This is a genomic window from Ruminococcus gauvreauii (assembly GCF_025151995.1).
Classification (GTDB): domain Bacteria; phylum Bacillota; class Clostridia; order Lachnospirales; family Lachnospiraceae; genus Ruminococcus_G; species Ruminococcus_G gauvreauii.
Window position 1 is genome coordinate 1,487,719 of record NZ_CP102290.1, and the last position, 18,818, is coordinate 1,506,536.

14 protein-coding genes and 1 pseudogene are annotated in these 18,818 nt (G+C 43.1%); 4 read left to right on the top strand and 11 right to left on the bottom strand.

The window, feature by feature from the left end; translation table 11 throughout:
• Positions 1-131 precede the first annotated feature (131 nt).
• The 6 genes and pseudogenes from NQ502_RS07240 to NQ502_RS07265 form a co-directional block, all read right to left on the bottom strand.
• Positions 132-670, bottom strand: a pseudogene (locus NQ502_RS07240) (beta-class carbonic anhydrase).
• Positions 671-747: 77 nt separating this feature from the next.
• Positions 748-1,200, bottom strand: coding sequence for a YaiI/YqxD family protein (locus NQ502_RS07245; protein WP_028527525.1), 453 nt, complete (start codon positions 1,198-1,200; stop codon positions 748-750).
• 28 nt (positions 1,201-1,228) lie between these two features.
• Positions 1,229-3,250 carry a DUF262 domain-containing protein gene (locus tag NQ502_RS07250; RefSeq protein ID WP_028527526.1) on the bottom strand — a complete coding sequence of 674 codons (2,022 nt, stop codon included), beginning with the start codon at positions 3,248-3,250 and terminating at the stop codon, positions 1,229-1,231.
• 24 nt (positions 3,251-3,274) lie between these two features.
• On the bottom strand, positions 3,275-4,456 hold the full coding sequence (locus tag NQ502_RS07255) for a toll/interleukin-1 receptor domain-containing protein (RefSeq protein WP_028527527.1): 1,182 nt from the start codon (positions 4,454-4,456) through the stop codon (positions 3,275-3,277).
• Between the two features lie 379 nt (positions 4,457-4,835).
• Positions 4,836-5,531, bottom strand: coding sequence for a hypothetical protein (locus NQ502_RS07260; protein ID WP_242830208.1), 696 nt, complete (start codon positions 5,529-5,531; stop codon positions 4,836-4,838).
• Positions 5,532-5,867: a helix-turn-helix domain-containing protein gene (locus NQ502_RS07265; protein WP_242830210.1), complete on the bottom strand. Its 336-nt coding sequence runs from the start codon at positions 5,865-5,867 to the stop codon at positions 5,532-5,534.
• Between the two features lie 212 nt (positions 5,868-6,079).
• On the opposite strand from NQ502_RS07265, the gene NQ502_RS07270 reads away from it, so the two are divergent.
• From NQ502_RS07270 to NQ502_RS07280, 3 genes are all read left to right on the top strand, one after another.
• Complete coding sequence (locus NQ502_RS07270) at positions 6,080-6,565, top strand: GNAT family N-acetyltransferase (RefSeq protein WP_028527529.1); 486 nt, start codon at positions 6,080-6,082, stop codon at positions 6,563-6,565.
• 137 nt (positions 6,566-6,702) lie between these two features.
• Entirely contained in the window at positions 6,703-9,768 is a 3,066-nt protein-coding gene (locus tag NQ502_RS07275) for an MrcB family domain-containing protein (RefSeq protein ID WP_049898030.1), read from the top strand.
• Positions 9,743-12,229, top strand: a complete 2,487-nt coding sequence (locus NQ502_RS07280; protein ID WP_028527531.1) for a restriction endonuclease-like protein — start codon at positions 9,743-9,745, stop codon at positions 12,227-12,229. Before NQ502_RS07275 ends, NQ502_RS07280 begins: the two co-directional genes overlap by 26 nt.
• On the opposite strand, the gene NQ502_RS07285 is transcribed toward NQ502_RS07280, so the two are convergent.
• Positions 12,148-12,543 (bottom strand): IS110 family transposase, encoded by a 396-nt coding sequence (locus NQ502_RS07285; RefSeq protein WP_407691151.1) that lies wholly within the window; start codon positions 12,541-12,543, stop codon positions 12,148-12,150. The genes NQ502_RS07280 and NQ502_RS07285 overlap by 82 nt on opposite strands.
• A 257-nt stretch (positions 12,544-12,800) precedes the next feature.
• Between NQ502_RS07285 and NQ502_RS07290 the strand changes: the two genes are divergently transcribed.
• Positions 12,801-14,027: an IS256 family transposase gene (locus tag NQ502_RS07290; protein WP_028527532.1), complete on the top strand. Its 1,227-nt coding sequence runs from the start codon at positions 12,801-12,803 to the stop codon at positions 14,025-14,027.
• Positions 14,028-14,217: 190 nt separating this feature from the next.
• Here NQ502_RS07290 and NQ502_RS07295 read toward each other — a convergent pair whose 3' ends face one another.
• The 4 genes from NQ502_RS07295 to NQ502_RS07310 form a co-directional block, all read right to left on the bottom strand.
• A complete protein-coding gene (locus NQ502_RS07295) occupies positions 14,218-14,841 on the bottom strand; it encodes a hypothetical protein (RefSeq protein WP_148511888.1) in 624 nt (207 codons plus the stop codon).
• A gap of 174 nt (positions 14,842-15,015) precedes the next feature.
• Complete coding sequence (guaA, locus tag NQ502_RS07300) at positions 15,016-16,308, bottom strand: glutamine-hydrolyzing GMP synthase (protein WP_028527534.1); 1,293 nt, start codon at positions 16,306-16,308, stop codon at positions 15,016-15,018.
• Positions 16,309-16,586: 278 nt separating this feature from the next.
• Positions 16,587-17,594 (bottom strand): hypothetical protein, encoded by a 1,008-nt coding sequence (locus NQ502_RS07305; RefSeq protein WP_028527535.1) that lies wholly within the window; start codon positions 17,592-17,594, stop codon positions 16,587-16,589.
• Positions 17,595-17,634: 40 nt separating this feature from the next.
• Entirely contained in the window at positions 17,635-18,648 is a 1,014-nt protein-coding gene (locus tag NQ502_RS07310) for a reverse transcriptase family protein (RefSeq protein ID WP_028527536.1), read from the bottom strand.
• Between the last annotated feature and the right edge of the window lie 170 nt (positions 18,649-18,818).

Genomic DNA, 18,818 nt, shown 5'->3' on the forward strand with positions numbered 1-18,818 from the left:
CAGCATAATTACGCAGCGACTTTCAGGCTACTCCATGCAAATGTCGCTGCCCGCCGGCTTTGCATGGAGAAAAACCTGATTTCTCTTCTTCATCCGATCCCTTCTTTCTTGCCACATTCCATAGAATGTTATTATACTGCCGATAATGCTCCCGTCACAGAATCCATGATAAATCCACGGACCGTGATATCCTGCGGCATCAGCGGATGCTGCTTTAAGTTCAGCACAGTCTCTTTTACAGAATCTTCGACACTGCCGAAGCCGCTGAGCCATTCCTCCAGTTTTATCCCGCTGTGGCAGATAACATCCATGCGATCCTTTGGTATCCCGCGCTCCTCCAGCTTTTTCAGAAGTTCACCGCCGTCCATGCCCTGCACTCCGCAGTCCGTATGTCCGATCACCATGCCTCTTCCACTCCCAGTTCCAATATTGCCACCAGAAGGCTCCTCATCACACTCCCGTATGGGTGGGTGATCACGCCCCCCGCATTCTTGATGATTTTGGCATCCCCGTTGCGGATCCCCAGTGCCGCCGGAAGAAGCTCAATCAGCCTGGTATCCATACAGGTGAGAACCGCCAGTTTCTTGTCCGGATATTTATTAGTCACATAAGGCTCGTACGCCCTGGACTTTACGAATTCTTTGTTGTACCTGAGTATTTCTTCTATCATGTTATTCAACCTCACTGTGTGTTCTGTACTTTATGTCAGCATATTATCAGACGTTTAACACGAGTCCATCAGCACCATCACTGACTGTCAGAAACCTCATCAATCAGCTTAGATAAGGAACAGAAAAAATTCTCATCGTCCTCTTCTGTTCTTTTTGCCGGGCCTTTGAGATGATGTTTCGCCCCGGTGCGTCTCGCCTTTTTCGCCAGATGCCGCTCCATCAGCATCTGATCGATGTTCTCTTCGGTATACCATCTGCCGCTCTGATGGATGCCGCAGGCGCCTTTCCCCAGAGCCATCGCCGCCACGCCGTAATCCTGCGTCACGACGATATCCCCTTTTCTGCAGGCAGAGACCAGTGCAAAATCCACGGCGTCAGCACCGGCGCCGATGACCTTGATCTCGCTGTAGTCAGAGTGTAAGATGTGATTGGTATCGCAGAAAAGAATGACCTCAATCTCATTTTTTTGAGCTGCCTCTTCTACGATATGTGTCACGGGACATGCATCCGCATCTACTAATATTCTCATACGCTTTCCCTTTGCCTCTCGGATAATATTAATTATTCAGCATATTATCTCTTTTTTCGGTGTATGCTTCAAGAAATATTTGTTCACGTGCGTCAAACATTTTCTGATAATTATTGACATTGGAATATTCCAGAAACATCTCTTCCGGTATGAATTCATACTTTACGATCTGGTCTTTCAGCCATTGGCTGTCGATGAGAATCAGCTTTTTATTGCCTTTCGCAATATTCTCATTTTTAGGCAGCAGGCCCAAATTAAGCAGATTGTTTTGTATGACATCTTTGCGCTCAATAGAAGATTCATTAAACAACGTCTGTGGAATGATATGATCCACCTCTAACCCATAATCCGTATCGGGACCCTGTATGCATTTGAGGCAGTAAAAATGATAAAGCAGCGGTTTCATAAGCGCCAGCGTAATATCCACTGACTCAATGACACTCTCTGCAAAAATCTGATCCCGCAGCAAACCTTCCCATTTATAAGCCGGAACGGGTTCATATAAATCAGGTTCCCTTTCCAGATTCAAAATATTACCGGCTATTTTAGAATCACTGGACCCCCTCCATTGTCTGTTAATATATTCAAATATCAATTTGTCCCATAAAATAAAGCAATTCTTCTGAAATTGTTTTGCCCTGGAGTCACCCACCGGCTTCCCTTTTCTGATCCAGTCTTTGTATGTAAGAATCATGAAGTTTAATGCAATCGAATCACTTGTCAGCTCCATAACAGAAGCATTCCATGACTTAAAGTATTTGAAATACTCAAAGGAAGAAATGAGTTTCAGCATAGACTCAAGCTCATAAATCAGCTTCTCAATATCGGAACTCCAGTCAATGTCTTCTCTTTTACTCAATTTTTCAATATCTTCTTTTTTCACACCGCCGGCATAAATGCCCGCAAGTATCTTAAATCCACACGTAAGCTCCTTTTCAAAATCCGTTTTTGAGTCCGTAAACTGTTTTATCACAATATTTCTGCCGAGCCTGTCCAACAGCGTCGCCGGCAGATCCCAGCGCACAACATCTGTCTGAACTGTTCCGATCTTTGTATACAGCTTTTTTATGGCATTTACAGTCGCCTGAGACGGATGATCCACAGATATATTCCAATGGGGCTTTGCAGACAAAATTTCTACTGCAGTCAATTTTTCGCCCTCTGAATTAATAATGTTAAAAATCTTCTGCGAATCTGAGGGAGACAGATTCTTAACTTCTATCATGCCAATTTTGCTGTTGGCAAGCTGAAAATCCATTTTATCAACGATCAGCATTCGCTCTGTTATCATATCCCACTTCTCATGAATCAGTGCCTTTAGCTGTCTGGCATCTTTTATATCACACCTTAATTCAATAAACTGGTAGAATGAAGATTCCTCCCGGCTCTCGATATCCTCGTCATCACAGTACTTTGTATACTCATCAATAAATGTTTTCACCTTGCGTGATGAGAGTTTCACATCTCCGTTTTCGGTCTCTACGTACGGTAATCTGTTTACATACTTTGTAAAGTCAAAAGGTTTCGTAAAACCGGTGTTCTTTTTTTGTTTGTTGTGAATAATCTTTATGATCTCCAGCAAAAGCTCTAACCCATAGGTAGATTCATCGATATTCTCTTCTGCATTTATCTCGTTTACTTCACTGTCGTCATCACCATTCTCCCGTGTAACCGCCTCGAATTCCTCATCCGCATCCGCTTCAATGTATTCATTTATTTTCTCCCAGTACTTTTCCTCCAGCTCATTCGGCTGATCGGAATTTTTAAATCGGATAAACTTTTTTGCCCAGTTATAAATGTTTTCCGGGTCATCGTGAATCATCGTAAGTGCATTTTTTCTCTGCCGTCCGTCAAGCAGCCATCTTACCGTCTTTCCCTTGCTTTCATCAACACTGAGTATACATACACCGATCGGGTATTCCTTGAACAGGCTGATACATAGCTGAAAATTCTTTTTTTCGTCCCAGGTTTGCTTTCTCTGGAACCTCGGCAGCTTGACATTCCGATCCGTTATAAACGTTTTTACCGTCTCCGGTCTGATTTCGTACATCTCACATCTCTCTCTTTCGTAGCATTATGCCAGGCCCATCCGATAGTCCTCAAGCCTTCGCAATTCCTCCTGCGCCTCATATCCGTGTTCCGCCAGGAAATATAACATCTTCGGGAGAATCCGAAAGGAAACATTGTCCGTTCCCACATCCCATATTCCTGCCTCCCGCCTTTGCAGCGCTGTAAAGAATATTTCATCCAGAAATGCGCCCTCGATCGCAGCGCCAAAGAATCCCGGCACTATCTTTTCTTTATCTTCCCCGTCATAAAACAGTTCAACAGAGACCGGAGTGACAGTCCCTTCTTCCTCCCCTGAAGGCTGGACTACGGCCTTCACAATCCGGCACAAATTTTCTGCCGTTTTGTATCCCATATATTGAACAAATTCCCTGTGTGAGAAAAATATCTCCAGGGCTTTTTCTTTGTTCCTGAGGCTCGCTTCCTCGCGCTTAATCTGCGCATTAAGTGCAGCAAACCACTGCTCTTCTTCCTTACTAAGCCGTTCTCCCAGAACAGCCCTTCCCTGCAGCTTCTCCCGCTGAGCTTTTTTCTCCTCTATATCACAATCCCTGATCTTCACTTTGAAAGACATGGTCTCATCCACAAGCCATTCATATATAAGATGAAGATCATCCCTGGACACAGAAGCATCATCGCTCTGTTTGTAAACAGTGAGCGTCTTCACGTGGCCGAGGGAAAACTTCGGCAGCTCTCTCGGCTGCAGATCAGGCGTTTTTTCTTTTACCTCTCCAAATTCGATCTGCAAAACTTCATTTAAGCAGGAATATAATTCCCGAAAACCTTTCTTTTCATCTTCCGCCAGATCTATCAGCTTAATACCGGTGAACATTATCGGCACAATGCTGTCCAGCCTCTCCTGACTGCATCCCTCGAATGAGACGAAAATAAATTTCCTGTTGTTCTCAGGCTTCCGCCATTCGGAGGCTATGATCTCATATTCCCTGCTGACACCTGTCATTGGCTCATCCGCTTTGTGCTTATATGCCGCCGACAGGATAACAATGACTTTATCAGACTGTAATCCCCGGGACATCATCTGTGTAAATGAAGGTGCTGTGCTCTCCTGCATCTCCTTTTGGTCACAGGTTGCATCATAACCATTCTCGCGAAGCATTTTCACAAAAGAATAAACTCTCTCATTTTCTTCTTGTGTCCCCCAGGCATACGTAACAAATACCTTTTTCATCTGTCCTTGGTACCTTTCACATGACCCTTCCGTTTTTCTTTTCAAACCGCAGACTGTCCTGTATCATCCGCTGCGCAGCAGCGACGCGCAGCGGCACAGTAACTTTTGTTGCTGTGGATGACATACGATTTATATGTCATCATTATACCACGTGCGCAGACCATAAAGCGACGCGCAGCGGCATTTTCTGGGCCAGCCGTGGCTTCCAGGTATCTTCCGCTGCACAGCAGCGGCACAGCAACTTTTGTTGCTGTGGATGACATACGATTTATATGTCATCATTATACCGCATTTCTGTTTGGTTTTCCATGATCTTTTCAGGCACACCGTCAGCATACTGTCCGAACTTTCGTATTAAAAATATTCTGGAAGAGGCACATTATCTTACTAATTCCTGCCATCGTTCATCATCCATCAGAAAACCATATGTTTCCTCATCACGGAAGCACTTTTTCAAACTTTGCTTCATATCCTCAAGAAATTCTGGTCGTAATTCCCTGAATGCTACATGTTCATAGAGGGGAGATCCGCAAAATTCTCCCATTGTGCCGACACTGGCCATCATCTCCTCCATCGTGTCAATCACCGTATCCGCGTCTTTCTCCGCCGTCGCCAGATCAAGCCTGCAGGAAGTCTCATGATATTTTCCCATATCAAAGACCCCCGCCAATACCCGCTGTTTTTCCACCAGCATATGCGCCTTTTCCCTGTCTCCATCCTCCATAGCCAGCATGTAGAGGCTTTGAAATACCATATTCATCATCTGGTGTCCTGAAAATAACAGTTCTTCATATGCCTTATACGCCTCACCCACGCGATTGGTCTTACTACAGATAACCGCCTGCTTTCTCTTTCTCTCCGGATTCTGCTTTGCAAAATATGCCAGATACTCTTCTGCCTTTCCATACTCTTCTTTTCGCAAATAAAACCCAAACAGAGAATCGGCGGCACCGGATCGAATATCCTCGTCTTCACTTTCCAGCGCCCGGACATAGCACTCCAGGATATAACCTTCATAGTTTTCTGTATCCGGAATCCCCTTCGTCAGTCGCCACGAGTCCAGGATGAGTGCCATTTACCAGATCAGCCGCGGACAGTTCGGATACTTCTCCAGAATCCCTTTTGTCCAATGAAAAACTTGCTCATAAGACTCCTTTTTGAGTTTCGCATCCATTTCCAACACGAAATGATTGATTTCTTCCATCGTAAGCTCCTCCCGAAACGACAACAGGGTATCGAGAGAAATACCCAGAAGCCTGGCAATCGGAGCCAGCAGTGAAATATCCGGGAATGAATTTCCATTTTCCCATTTGTTGACCGCCGGTCCCGTGACCCCGAGACGTTTCGCCATGTCCTCCTGCGTCATGTTTTTACTTTTTCTGTATTTTCTTATTACTTCACCTATCTGCATAGAATCGTCTCCTTCACAAATATCGCACTGGTCCTTATTATTTTCAGCATAGCAGACATTCATGTGTTTCACAACTGAACAAGCGTTAATGTTCGTTCAGGAAAACTAACTGTTGTTTATATTTTGGGCGGTATTATTAGGTTTTTCTGATATATCTTGTACGGTGTGGTAAGATAAGGTGAAGCAAAAAACAGAATTGAAAGAGGTTTAATATGACATATACCATACGGCATATCCGGAAATCCGAGTATCCTTTATTAAATAATTTTCTGTATGAGGCCATTTTTATACCGGACGGCGTTGATCCCCCTCCCCGTTCCATCCTCAAGTCCCCTGATCTTCAGGTTTATGTTGATCATTTCGGTGAATCGAAGGACGATATCGGGCTGGTTGCCGAAGTCGATGAGAAGATTGTGGGCGCCGTCTGGGTGCGCATTATGGACGACTACGGCCATGTTGATGACCGAACGCCGTCTTTTGCCATTTCGCTCTATAAGGAATATCGGGGACTTGGGATTGGAACGGCCATGATGCGGGCAATGCTCACACTTTTGAAGAACAGAGGATATGAGCGTGCTTCCCTGGCGGTCCAGAAGGCAAATTATGCCGTGAAGATGTACCTGCGGGTTGGATTCCGGGTTGTGGAGGAGCGGGGGGAGGAGTTTGTTATGGTGATTGATTTAGCCACGTTTTCGTAAACTTTTTTTGTCCATAAGACAAAACAAATATTGTGTATAAAAATGACTTTTTCGGTAATATTTGGTATACTATAGAAAAATAGCATGAGCGTACATATATCTTATGTAACCGCAGATTTCAAAAATGAGGTGACAGTATGTCCGATACGTATATCTACCAGAAAGAAGTTGATCAATCTACTTTAAATTACGGAATCACTATCCCCGTAAATATTCAAGCTAAATTATTTGAGGAGTTGGGATATACTTTAACAAAAGGTGAAAAGAGAACTATAAGCATTCTACTCGATGGAAAACGCTATGAGGCGAGACTTACAAATATAGCTATTGACCCTACTAAATATCCTAGAAGTGAGGTTGTGCAAATTCGCTACTCCTCTGCTTCGCTAATTGCGTCCAAACTACAAGAACTATTTATTTCCAGCGCTTCTATTCTTGATGAGCAAAAGAGCAACACACAAAAAGGACACGCCATTACCATTCCAGAGTCCCAGAAAGAGTTTATTGATATCTATATCACTGAAGATGGAGCCATACGTTTTGAGTGTCATCCTCAAAAAGCAAAATTGAAATCTAAATTTTTTCAATATATTGGACCGACTGACAGCCTTGCCGGATATCAGAGATCGTATAAACTAATTCTTTTGGACTGTATGTTGGCACTTATGGATCATACCGGTAAGTGCTCACTATATCAAGTTGTGGAGCGCTTTAAACATTTCTATCAGGACCGAAAAAGCCAAGGAAAGGCTCCTGATGTCGATGTTGACCAGCGGATTGCTAATATTGAGTCGAGTTCTATTCAGGATGTCCTCAGGGTAATCTTAGATAACCCGTTTAAAGCAATTAGTCACAAGGGGTTTCTTCAGATCAAAAAGATCGAGAATACCGATTACCTGATATTCTCACAGGAACTTATGGCAGACATGAAGGATGCAGATTTTAAAAAGCTGAAAGAGCTTTTAGACTTAAAGATACAGAAATATTTTGATAGAATTGATGGTGCTAATATGCAAACAGATTTAAAAAACTTTTTTGACTATATGCTAGAACACTATAAGGATTGCCGAGAACATGAGACGTTTAGGAACAATCGTATTGGTAAACTAATACGTCAAGTTATCCCTGAAGCCATATTGACATTCCCATTTTTAAATAATGAAACATATCTCGTAAAAGGTAGTATCGGTCAGGGAAACTGGGCAGCTGTTCCCTGGATCTGTATCTTTGATAAGCGAGTGACGACATCCGCTCAGCGTGGTGTCTATATTGTATATCTGTTATCGGAAGATGGTAATACCCTTTATTTAACATTAAACCAAGGTTGTACTAACTACATAAACTCATTAGGAAAACGAAAAACCATTCTGAAATTACATGAGATAGCCGCAAACATACAGGCGACTATTCCCCCAGGACCATTTTCTACTGGGACGGACCTAAACCTAGGGAATGAATTTTATGAACATGGTTGTATTTTTTATAAAGCTTATCACAAAGGGCAGGTCCCATCAACTGATATATTGACCGATGATCTTTTTAACATGATTAGCCTCTATCAAGAATATGTGGAGACGCAAGCACAACATAGGACTAAAAAGAAAGCATGGTTATTAACTTGGAATGCTAACAACTGGGTATGGGATGGTTACGAAAGTCTTGCCCAACAGACTAAAGATGGGTATAAAGTAGACACACCGTGGAGCTGTAACAATACCGCCCCCGAAATTGGGGATTCTATCTTCCTCATGAAACTTGGCGATGAACCTAGAGGAATCATAGCTTCTGGAACTATTATTCAGAAAAGCTACAAGGATTTGCATTGGAATTTAGAAAAACGTTCCCAAAACATCACGGCAAGATTTGTTGATGTGAATTTTGACCGAATTTTGAATTTTCATTATGAACACTTGTTACCTTTAGCGCTATTGGAAGAGCAATTCCCCTTGCAACGATGGAGTCCACAGGCTTCTGGTATTGAAATACAAGAAGAATATGTATATGCGTTGCATGACCTCTGGCATCAAATAACACTGGAAGAGTATTTAGATATGACAGATACCGATGAATCTATAGAAGAATACAATATCTCGGATGAACTCACTCGGATTTCTCAGTATATTTCCGCCAAAGGTTTCTCTTATGAAGACGGGTTTATTGAGAATTTCTATTTAAGCCTTAAAGCGAAGCCTTTTGTCATATTGGCAGGTACTTCGGGAACGGGGAAGACAAAGCTTGTCAAACTATTTGCGGAAGCCATAGGTGCCACTGTGGACAACGGCAGATATAAATTAGTACCTGTACGCCCAGATTGGTCTGACTCCACAGACCTTTTTGGCTATGTCGATCTCAACGGACAATATATTCCGGGTGCGCTCACTGAATTTATTATAACTGCCATATCAGACCAGACGAAACCTTACTTTCTCTGTTTAGATGAAATGAACCTAGCCAGAGTAGAATATTATTTGAGTGATATTCTATCAATTATTGAGACACGTCATTTTGATAATGATCAGATTACCACAGATACGATAGCGGAGAGTGACATTGCAGTTGCATCACACGGTAAACTTTTTCTTCCAGAAAACCTCTATATCATCGGAACTGTGAACATGGACGAAACCACATTCCCGTTTAGTAAAAAGGTTTTGGACCGTGCTAATACGATAGAATTTTCTTATGTTAATCTGGATCTCCGTCAAAATCTTGGAAACATCGATATTTCGGTGTTAGATAATCGCTTTTTAAGAAGCGACTACCTAGTGTTGGCAGAATGTCCCGAGGGTGAAGATACGATATTAACTGCCATTTCCATCTTGAAACAAATGAATGAAGCCTTAAAAAATGCAAACGCACAGATTGGATACCGTGTGCGTGACGAAATTTGTTTCTATTTACTATACAATGAAAAATACTCTTTACTGGATGCAGCTGTCGCTATGGATCTTGCAGTACTACAAAAGATTTTGCCTCGCATCCATGGGAGCAGCCAGTCGATTAAAAATCTGTTGCTTACTTTATTTAAAATCTGTGTTGCTAACCAGTCGGAATTAACACAGGATGCCAATCATACGGTTAGTGAGAACATGTTTAACTATCTGAAAACTCAGGACACTGTGCCTTACCGCAGAAGTGCTGAAAAAATTGCATTTATGACAAGGAGATTTGAGGAGGATGGCTACACTTCCTACTGGCTCTAATCGCGAAGAGCTGATTTTTATCTCAACTGAAAAAATAAGCGTTACGTTCAAGGGAATTGCCGTACATCCCCGTATCGGTGTTTCTGCTCACCAAAAAGAGACTTCTGATTTTCGAATTACATGTCTGGACAGCTTCCATTTGGAGGTTGCTCCAGACCTCGATGCAGAGGTGTCTTTTGTGCACACAAATTCAGATGGCCATCGTATATTACATCATACCTATCCTATATTCTACGAACAACAAAATTATGAAATAATTATTGAAAATAACAGTGCAGATGTCATAGAATTTTGGCACGAAAACCTGGGACTTCGAAATAAAATCAGCCCTGTCGGCCGCTCAGGTAAAATGCTATCCGGCATCATTAACTTCGGCAATGAAATTGGTAAAAGTGATCTTATAATACGCCTCAATGGGACCCCATATCTCACGATTAGCGTAGAGGTTTTTCCAACCAAGTTACAATATCGAGCCGATTATCTACAATTGATGGCAGATGTCACCGACGAAATCTATAATCTTTCTTTTGAGTTTCTAAAAAAGACTTACTTTTCAGGTAATTTAAATGACATGGTCGGTAACAGCTCCACAGAATTTTTTAGCGTTATCCGTCACATTTATGATTTATTTATCACGGCCGCCGATGTTGTGATAGCCCACCCACACCACACCCTATATACGCAGCCAGAGATCCTCCCTGCTCACAAGATCAGACGATCCAACACAAAAACATTACGTTGGCTTGAAAAACATCCAGAGCACATTCAAAATGACCAGGGACAGTTTCGGGTCGATTGCGCTTTGGCAACACAAAAACGTGTAACATATGACACACCAGAAAACCAATTTGCAAAATTTATTCTGTGTACCACCATCAAACGATTGGAGACACTGCTTTCACATTATCAAAACCTAAAACGACAAAAAGACTCTGACGTCGTAGACATAGTCAACACGATGGGTAAAGGTATTGATCGTCGCGTCAGCCATACTTTCTTTAACAATGTATCGGACTTTAATGCCTCAACGCAGATATCTATGGTTTTTACCATGGCTCCCGGATACCGCGAACTTTATAAATATTACATCATGATGCAACACGGTCTATCACTGGACAGTGATATTTTTAGTATTTCCGTGAAAGACGTTGCATTACTCTACGAATACTGGTGTTTTATCAAATTAAACAGCATTTTGAAGGAACGGTATCATCTCATAAAACAAGATATTATCAAAACAGATGGCAATAACTTATTCATCACCTTGCGTAAAGGTTCCGGTTCTTCTATCACTTATGTAAATCCACAAACCGGCGAACGGATCCATCTTGCCTATAATCCCAAAGCATCCAGTCTGCCAACCGTCACACAGAGGCCCGACAATGTGCTTTCCCTAAAAAAGAAGGGTTCCAATACAAAGTATCAATATATCTTTGACGCCAAATATCGTATCAACCCGGCGCTTAATGCAACGCCTTACCGGGCAACCTATCAAACGCCCGGTCCAGAGGAGGAGGATATCAATACAATGCATCGCTATCGCGACGCAATTGTCCGCAATAACAGTACAAGTCCCGAATTTGAACGTACCATGTTCGGTGCATATGTTCTCTTTCCTTATCACAATGAGGAGGAATATCAACAACATAAATTCTACGAGAGCATTGAAACAGTAAATGTTGGCGGTCTCCCCTTCCTTCCAAGTGCCACAGCGCTAGTTGCAAAAATGTTAGACAAACTGATTGGGGATTCGCCCGACTCTGCCTTAGAACGTGCAACCCTACCGACTGGCATTGCGGAAAAACTTGCTCAGATCGATCTTGACAATCGCGATGTAATGGTAGGGATTGTCCGCAACGAGACCCAATTAACTATTAACCTTGCTCATCGATTTTATCATATACCCGTTAAAAGAGTTGCTGTGAATCGATTACCAATACATTATGTAGCATTGTACCAACCTGACAATGTCTTCGGAAAACATAATTCTGGAATTTTCGTTTACGGTGAAGTTATTCGCACCGAAAAGACCACTCGTAGACAGATTACTGCGATTCCACATCACGGCAATCCAAACGATGAGTATTATCAATTTTTTGTTAAAGATTGGATATCTTTAGACACTCCAATAAGGGTTTTGGAATCCGGGTTGCGTGTTCAGATTTATACAAATTTGTTTCTGTTAAAGGTCAGTGAGTCTGTGCCTGAGTTACTCATCCGCTCCACGGAAGAATTGAGACTTTATCAGGAGCTGAAACGTCTTTCTAAGTCAATTGATATTGATACATCCAAGGATGAGGTAAAAAGTTTCCAATTTAATGGCAGCTTTATCCGGATAATAGGCGAAGAAATCGTTGTGCTTACTCCAGATGGGTGTGATCATCGTTTTATCATTGATGCTTTTAAGAAGCGACCACGAGAAGTGTTCGGGGCGATTCGAGCGGTGGTTTTGGGTGATTGATTTACCGTGAAAGCCCCGAACTGCAGCTGAACAAGCAATCTTGCATAGACGAAGTCTTTGATAAGTTTAGGATTTATAGCACAAGTGAAAATACCGGCATTTGAAAGCTGATGAGCCAAGGCTTCATAATAGCGTCCTGTATGTTCCATCACAACACGAGATTCACCGTCTACGGACTTAATCAGATTTACTAATGAACTTATGTCACTGGAGGAATTCTTGATTTCAAATGGAGATTTAACAATCTCACCGAATGAGCGCAAGATAACAACCATACTTTTGCCTTTAGAAACATCGATACCTACTGCGTTCATATATTTGCCACTCCTTAAAAATAGTATTGCAATGGATAAGCACCAGTTTTACTCATTGCCTATTCTATCTACTGTGGGATGACACGAACGTACCACCTGCATAAAACGAATGCTGCAAATGAGAAGCTGGATATCAGACTATAATACGAACGTGAAGTCCAAGGAGGCCTCCGATATCCCAATTGCTCCATCATTATACAGCCAGCAATAAGTTGGATAATTCCTTACTGGCTGTAAGGGTTATTAACTATAAACTTATTGTAGTAGGAGGCCTTTTATTATGGCAAGAGAAAAGAAACATCATCCAGCAGCTCCTTCAGGAGTACGACATCCAGTCGGCCGAGAATATTCAGGATGCACTCAAGGACCTGCTTGGCGGTACCATCAAAGAAATGATGGAAACAGAGATGGATGAGCATCTGGGCTATGAGAAATCAGAACGTTCGGACACAGATGATTACCGTAACGGTTATAAATCCAAGCGCATCAATAGCAGCTATGGCACTATGAACATTCAGGTACCGCAGGACCGCAAGTCCACATTCCAGCCGCAGGTGGTCAAAAAACGCCAGAAAGATATCTCCGACATCGACCAGAAGATCATTTCCATGTATGCCAAGGGCATGACCACAAGACAGATCTCTGATACGCTGGAGGACATTTATGGCTTTGAAACATCGGAAGGCTTTATTTCAGATGTTACCGATAAAATCATGCCACAGATTGAAGACTGGCAGAACCGGCCACTCTCAGAGGTATATCCGGTTCTCTACATAGACGCCATTCATTACTCAGTTCGTGATAATGGAGTCATCCGCAAACTTGCGGCTTACGTGATTCTTGGTATCAATCAGGAGGGACGCAAAGAAGTCCTGACCATCGAGGTTGGAGAAAACGAAAGTTCTAAATATTGGCTGTCTGCACTAAATGGCTTAAAAAATCGGGGAGTGAAAGATATTTTAATCCTCTGTGCAGATGGACTCAGCGGCATCAAAGAGGCAATCACAGCAGCGTATCCGAAGACCGAATATCAACGCTGTATCGTGCATCAGGTACGTAATACCATGAAATACGTGTCAGACAAAGATAGAAAGCCCTTCTGTGCGGATCTTAAAACAATCTATCAGGCACCAACGGAAGAAAAAGCTCTGGACGCTCTGGAACGGGTCACAGAAAAATGGAGTGAAAAATATCCCAATTCCATGAGGAGCTGGAAACAGAACTGGAATGCTATATCCCCGATTTTCAAGTTTTCTACAGAAGTCAGAAAGGTCATTTATACGACCAACGCCATTGAGAGCCTGAACGCCACTTATCGCAAGCTAAACCACCAGAGAAGCGTGTTTCCAAGCGATACCGCGCTACTGAAAGCGTTGTACCTGTCTACGTTTGAAGCCGCAAAGAAATGGACGATACCACTCAGGAATCGGGGACAGGTTTATGGGGAACTGAGCATCATGTACGAAGGGCGGCTGCCGGAATAAGCCAATCTGTCTTATTTTCCACAGACGGATGATCCGCCTGTTCTTGTCATGCAACAATAGTTACTACTATATATAAAACAAGGGCTGAAAGCCCAGCAAGGAATTTTCAGCCCAGTTATTACCATAGAAGATCAGCATTTACAGACTTTTCTTCACACTCTCTTATTTGTAAACATCACATGCCGGTTTATCACCATTCTACTTCAAAATGACTATGACTTTCTTTTATATTTATTTTTTGTAAAATATGTAATCCCAAGATTCTAGCTGAAAAATATGCAACAATTGCATCAAACCCATTAAAAAGACGTTGTCTACAATCAGCCTGATTGACTTCATGCTTTGATAAGTTATATATTACAACAAAATTATATAGACTTTCAATAGTAGATTTGTTAAAACTAGAAATCTTTTCAATTTCCCTAACTGCATTTCCTAATGTATTTTTTCTTAACAAATAAGCTTTAATATATTTCTGATTTTTCAAATATAATCTACATGCATTTTCAAGATGCATCCCACACATCTGTACAATATACCTTGCATGTTGCCTCATATCACAAATATCAATCTCCGAACGTACATACTGCAATGGGCGATACAATCCTCGCAATTCCCCTGCTGGAAAAGGATTTTTCAATGGATCTGAAGGCAAACAATACGCTCCGACACCACCAATTTTTTGATCTATTATCCAAAGATTTTTTGAATCATAATATTTTTTATGTAAATCTAACTCATTCATAATAAATTTATTCACACAAGTCTTTACTTCTTCTGGTAATACATCATTAAAAATTTTTTCTAATTCCATATGAGATATCTGCATATTTTCGCTCCTTTTTATTTAAGTAGAATTAATCCTTGAACTTTATAGAGTCCTAACGAACAATTAAAAGACATGCTAACAATTACCAAAAAGTGTACTCAAACCCAAAACAGGAGCCCGGAAACCAGCTTAAACACTGGGTTTACGGGCTTTATTTTTTTACTCAAATTCTATCGTAGCCGGAGGCTTCGGCGACATATCATAACAAACTCTGTTCACATTCGCAACCTCATTCAGAATCCGGTTTGTGATCACCTCAAGTACATCCCAATCCACATTCTCAATGCTGGCCGTCATGGCATCGATGGTGTTGATCGCACGGATGATCACCATGTACTCGAAGCATCTCGCATGATTCCTCATCCCGACAGATTTAAAATCCGGTACCACGGTAAAGTACTGCCAGACCTTCTTGTCCAGGCCGGCTTTCTCGAATTCCTCTCTGAGAATCGCATCGGACTCGCGGACTGCCTCCAGACGGTCGCGTGTTATCGCGCCGAGACAGCGAACGCCAAGTCCCGGTCCCGGGAATGGCTGGCGGTATACCATATAATCCGGCAGTCCCAGTTCGATACCGCATGCGCGCACTTCATCCTTGAAGAGCTGTTTGAGCGGTTCCACCAGTTCAAACTTCATATCCTCCGGAAGTCCGCCTACATTATGGTGGGATTTCACCATCTTTGCCGTTTTCGTTCCACTCTCAATGATATCCGGATAGATGGTTCCCTGACCCAGGAAATCAATTCCTTCCAGCTTTCTGGCTTCTTCCTGGAATACCTCGATAAATTCTCCGCCAATAATCTTACGTTTCTGTTCCGGATCGGACACATTTTCCAGCTTGCCCAGGAAACGTTCTGTCGCATCAACATAGATCAGATTTGCACTGAGCTGGTCGCGGAAGACTTCAACAACATTTTCCGATTCATTCTTCCTCATTAACCCGTGATTTACATGAACACATACCAGCTGCTGTCCAATGGCCTTCAGAAGAAGTGCAGCTACAACAGAAGAATCCACACCGCCTGAGAGTGCCAGCAATACCTTGCGGTCACCGACCTGCTGTTTCACAAGCTCCACCTGATCCGCAACAAAATTCTTCATATTCCAGTTTGCTTCTGCTTTGCACTCGTTAAATACAAAGTTTTTCAGCACGTCTTCTTCCGGGACCGCGTCATACTGCTGCGGGCATTTTGCGGTCGGATGGTCGATAGCGATAATCGGATAGCCGCAGTCATACAGTTCCGGTGCAACATCCACAGCCGCACCGTCGACGATCCTGTTTTCCCCGCCGTTCAGAATGATCCCTTTTACATTCTGAAGTGCCTGCAGTTCAGCCACAGTAATGTCGTGAGGATGAATCTCACTGTATACACCCATATCACGGATCGCTCTTGCGACAACTGTATTCTCGGTACTTCCAAGGTCTAAAATTACAATCATGTCCTGTTTCACTTTATCTTCTCCCTTTTTGTAAAATGTAGCGGCGAATATTTCACATTCGCCGTTTGTCAATATGTAAACATGTCGACTCTCCTGCAGTCATTATACCTCGCGCGCAGAAAAACAAGCAGACCAATGGGATATTTGTTTTTCCAGCCGTGGCTTGCCGGGTATCATCCGCTGTGCAGCAGCGGCACAGCAACACCGTTGCTGTGGACTGCACTCTGTGCAGTTATTATACCCTAATTACATAAGTTTTTCCATGAAAAATTTACAGCATCAACTGAGACTCATCCTTTATAATCATCCTGCAGATTCAGGATATCACCCAGACAGATATACGTGTGTATGATGCACTGCATGGCATCCTGTCTCGTTATCTTGGCATGTACACCCTCACACTGTAGGGAATTCAGATTGCCGATCCAGTCCAGGGTATATAAAATGCTGCTTCCCGCTGCGCTTTTTGCCGCAGATTTACTCTGGAGCTTTTCGATTACAGCCGATAACTTATTGATGTAGTGATTCCCGCTGATATCAATGAATTTTCCCGATTTTGTCTTATAGGTACTGTCCGAATAGTCAGGGAAATATCTGTTAAATAATTCTTCGGCAGTGTTTTGGAACAGCCTGCGGCAGGTCGTCACTGCCTGTGAATATACTTCCGGATTATCGGAGGTGATTTTATCCTCGATTGCCTTCAGCTGCAGTACCGTGCCGTGTGATAATTTCGAAAAATAATGATCAACGCGTTCTCTGTATACCGCAAATACATCGGCAGCGGCGTTGCCGAATGCGAGCTCGCTGTATTTTCGGAGTGCGTAATCATAATACTGCGCCTTTAAAATAGATAATTTCTTTTCATCCAGCGCAATATTATCTATCAGATCCTTCGTATAATGATTGACTAAATCCGTCAGCTGACGCATTGCAGAGTCCGCGCGTTCTCCGGAAACGGAGATTCCCTGCGTGGAAAAGTTACCGGCTGCATACTGCCTGGCGCTTACTCTTTTCTCCAGTTCTGCCGCCAGCGTCAGAAATATTTTTCTTTCCCCATTTCGTATATATCCTCGCCCGTTGGTGTAGCCGATCTCCCGTGCACTCTTTTCAATTTCCCCGTTTTTATCTCTGGGATATCCTCCGTACTCATACTGCAGCCAGATGACTGCATCTGCGTCATTTAACAGACGGGCGATCTGCAGGCATTTCAGCAGTGCTGACGACGCAGGCAATGTTTTCGTTTCAATTCCTTCCAGTACATTTTCACAGATGTTTACAACTTTTTCTGTTTTATCCATACTTTTTACCTGTATTTCTGCTTTTTCGTCAGGTTACTCTTCACCGTATCTCATCTTTAGTTGCCCGACTGCTTATTTCCCGTACTTTCTCCCTCGCCCACAGGAAATACTCATCCTCCGGATTCACCTGCAGAACATGATTGATCTTCCCGAGTAAGTGCCGGAGATATCGCTCCGTATCGGGTCCCTCCTCCGTCATCCATTTTGAGTTTCCGAGACGGCTCAGGTGTTCTTTCGCCCCATAGCGCAGGCAGTAATAGATCTCTGAGCGCAGGTTTCTTCTGTAATCACGGCTCACCTGCGGCTTTTCATTGACGACGATCCCCGTCACAGTCTGCCGGCAGTGCCTTTTCAAAACCCTCGTCTTTTTCTCATTCAGCTGAAACCCCATCACCTGAAGATAACTTTTCACTTTATTTTTGAGCTCTTTCGCATCAAAGCTCCCGGAAAATGTCATATCGTCGCAATACCGCGTATACCGGATCCCACGCCTGCAGCACCAGGATTCCATATACTGGTCAAAAGATTTCATGACCAGATTGGAGACGGCGGGCGATGTCGGAGCTCCCTGTGGAAGACATTCCCGGCAGCAGCAGAGCGCCGTGAGCATCGTTCTCACTGCAGGAGGAAAGTAAACCGCCGGAAAGGCATACTGATAGACCAGCAGATACGTAATATTTTCGAAGAAGTCCCTGATATCCAGCTTCACGATCTGTTTTGCACCCACGTGCGGCAGCGCATTGTCCGCGATGGTGACGCCCCGCCGGTATGCTTTCGACGCATTCGCTGGTGTAATGCCGTCCAGTATATGATGCAGAATGTTCCTCTGAACAGCGCCAAGCAATGCATCCGGCACCATCAGCCTTCTCACACCGCCGCCCCGCTTTTTTACGGCGGCTGCATGGTAATGCTCATCTGCATGGTTGCTGAGGGCATAAAGGCATGCCAGATACTTCTCCTCTTTCATCTGGATCCCATCCAGGAGCCGGAAAGATATCAGCATTTCTTTTTCCTGTTCAGCTGTACAGTATTTCCACAAATCATTGCCGGACATCGTTTCTCCTTCATTTCTCTTTTTACAAACAGGGACAATACAATAAGATGATTCTGTAAGATGCGAAGACGTACCAGGGCAGCGCCCGTATGCACACCGCCGGTGTGCTGAAGTACCTCGCAGCATCTGGAAGTCTGATGGCCTGATTTTCCTCACCAGACGGCGACTCG

What these genes read in the sequence shown, in the direction of transcription:
- NQ502_RS07245 (WP_028527525.1), bottom strand. Translation starts at nt 1,200, where the DNA reads ATGAGAATATTAGTAGATGCGGATGCATGTCCCGTGACACATATCGTA.
- NQ502_RS07270 (WP_028527529.1), top strand. Translation starts at nt 6,080, where the DNA reads ATGACATATACCATACGGCATATCCGGAAATCCGAGTATCCTTTATTA.
- NQ502_RS07260 (WP_242830208.1), bottom strand. Translation starts at nt 5,531, where the DNA reads ATGGCACTCATCCTGGACTCGTGGCGACTGACGAAGGGGATTCCGGAT.
- NQ502_RS07280 (WP_028527531.1), top strand. Translation starts at nt 9,743, where the DNA reads ATGGCTACACTTCCTACTGGCTCTAATCGCGAAGAGCTGATTTTTATC.
- NQ502_RS07255 (WP_028527527.1), bottom strand. Translation starts at nt 4,456, where the DNA reads ATGAAAAAGGTATTTGTTACGTATGCCTGGGGGACACAAGAAGAAAAT.
- NQ502_RS07265 (WP_242830210.1), bottom strand. Translation starts at nt 5,867, where the DNA reads ATGCAGATAGGTGAAGTAATAAGAAAATACAGAAAAAGTAAAAACATG.
- NQ502_RS07285 (WP_407691151.1), bottom strand. Translation starts at nt 12,543, where the DNA reads ATGAACGCAGTAGGTATCGATGTTTCTAAAGGCAAAAGTATGGTTGTT.
- NQ502_RS07295 (WP_148511888.1), bottom strand. Translation starts at nt 14,841, where the DNA reads ATGGAATTAGAAAAAATTTTTAATGATGTATTACCAGAAGAAGTAAAG.
- NQ502_RS07275 (WP_049898030.1), top strand. Translation starts at nt 6,703, where the DNA reads ATGTCCGATACGTATATCTACCAGAAAGAAGTTGATCAATCTACTTTA.
- NQ502_RS07305 (WP_028527535.1), bottom strand. Translation starts at nt 17,594, where the DNA reads ATGGATAAAACAGAAAAAGTTGTAAACATCTGTGAAAATGTACTGGAA.
- NQ502_RS07310 (WP_028527536.1), bottom strand. Translation starts at nt 18,648, where the DNA reads ATGTCCGGCAATGATTTGTGGAAATACTGTACAGCTGAACAGGAAAAA.
- NQ502_RS07250 (WP_028527526.1), bottom strand. Translation starts at nt 3,250, where the DNA reads ATGTACGAAATCAGACCGGAGACGGTAAAAACGTTTATAACGGATCGG.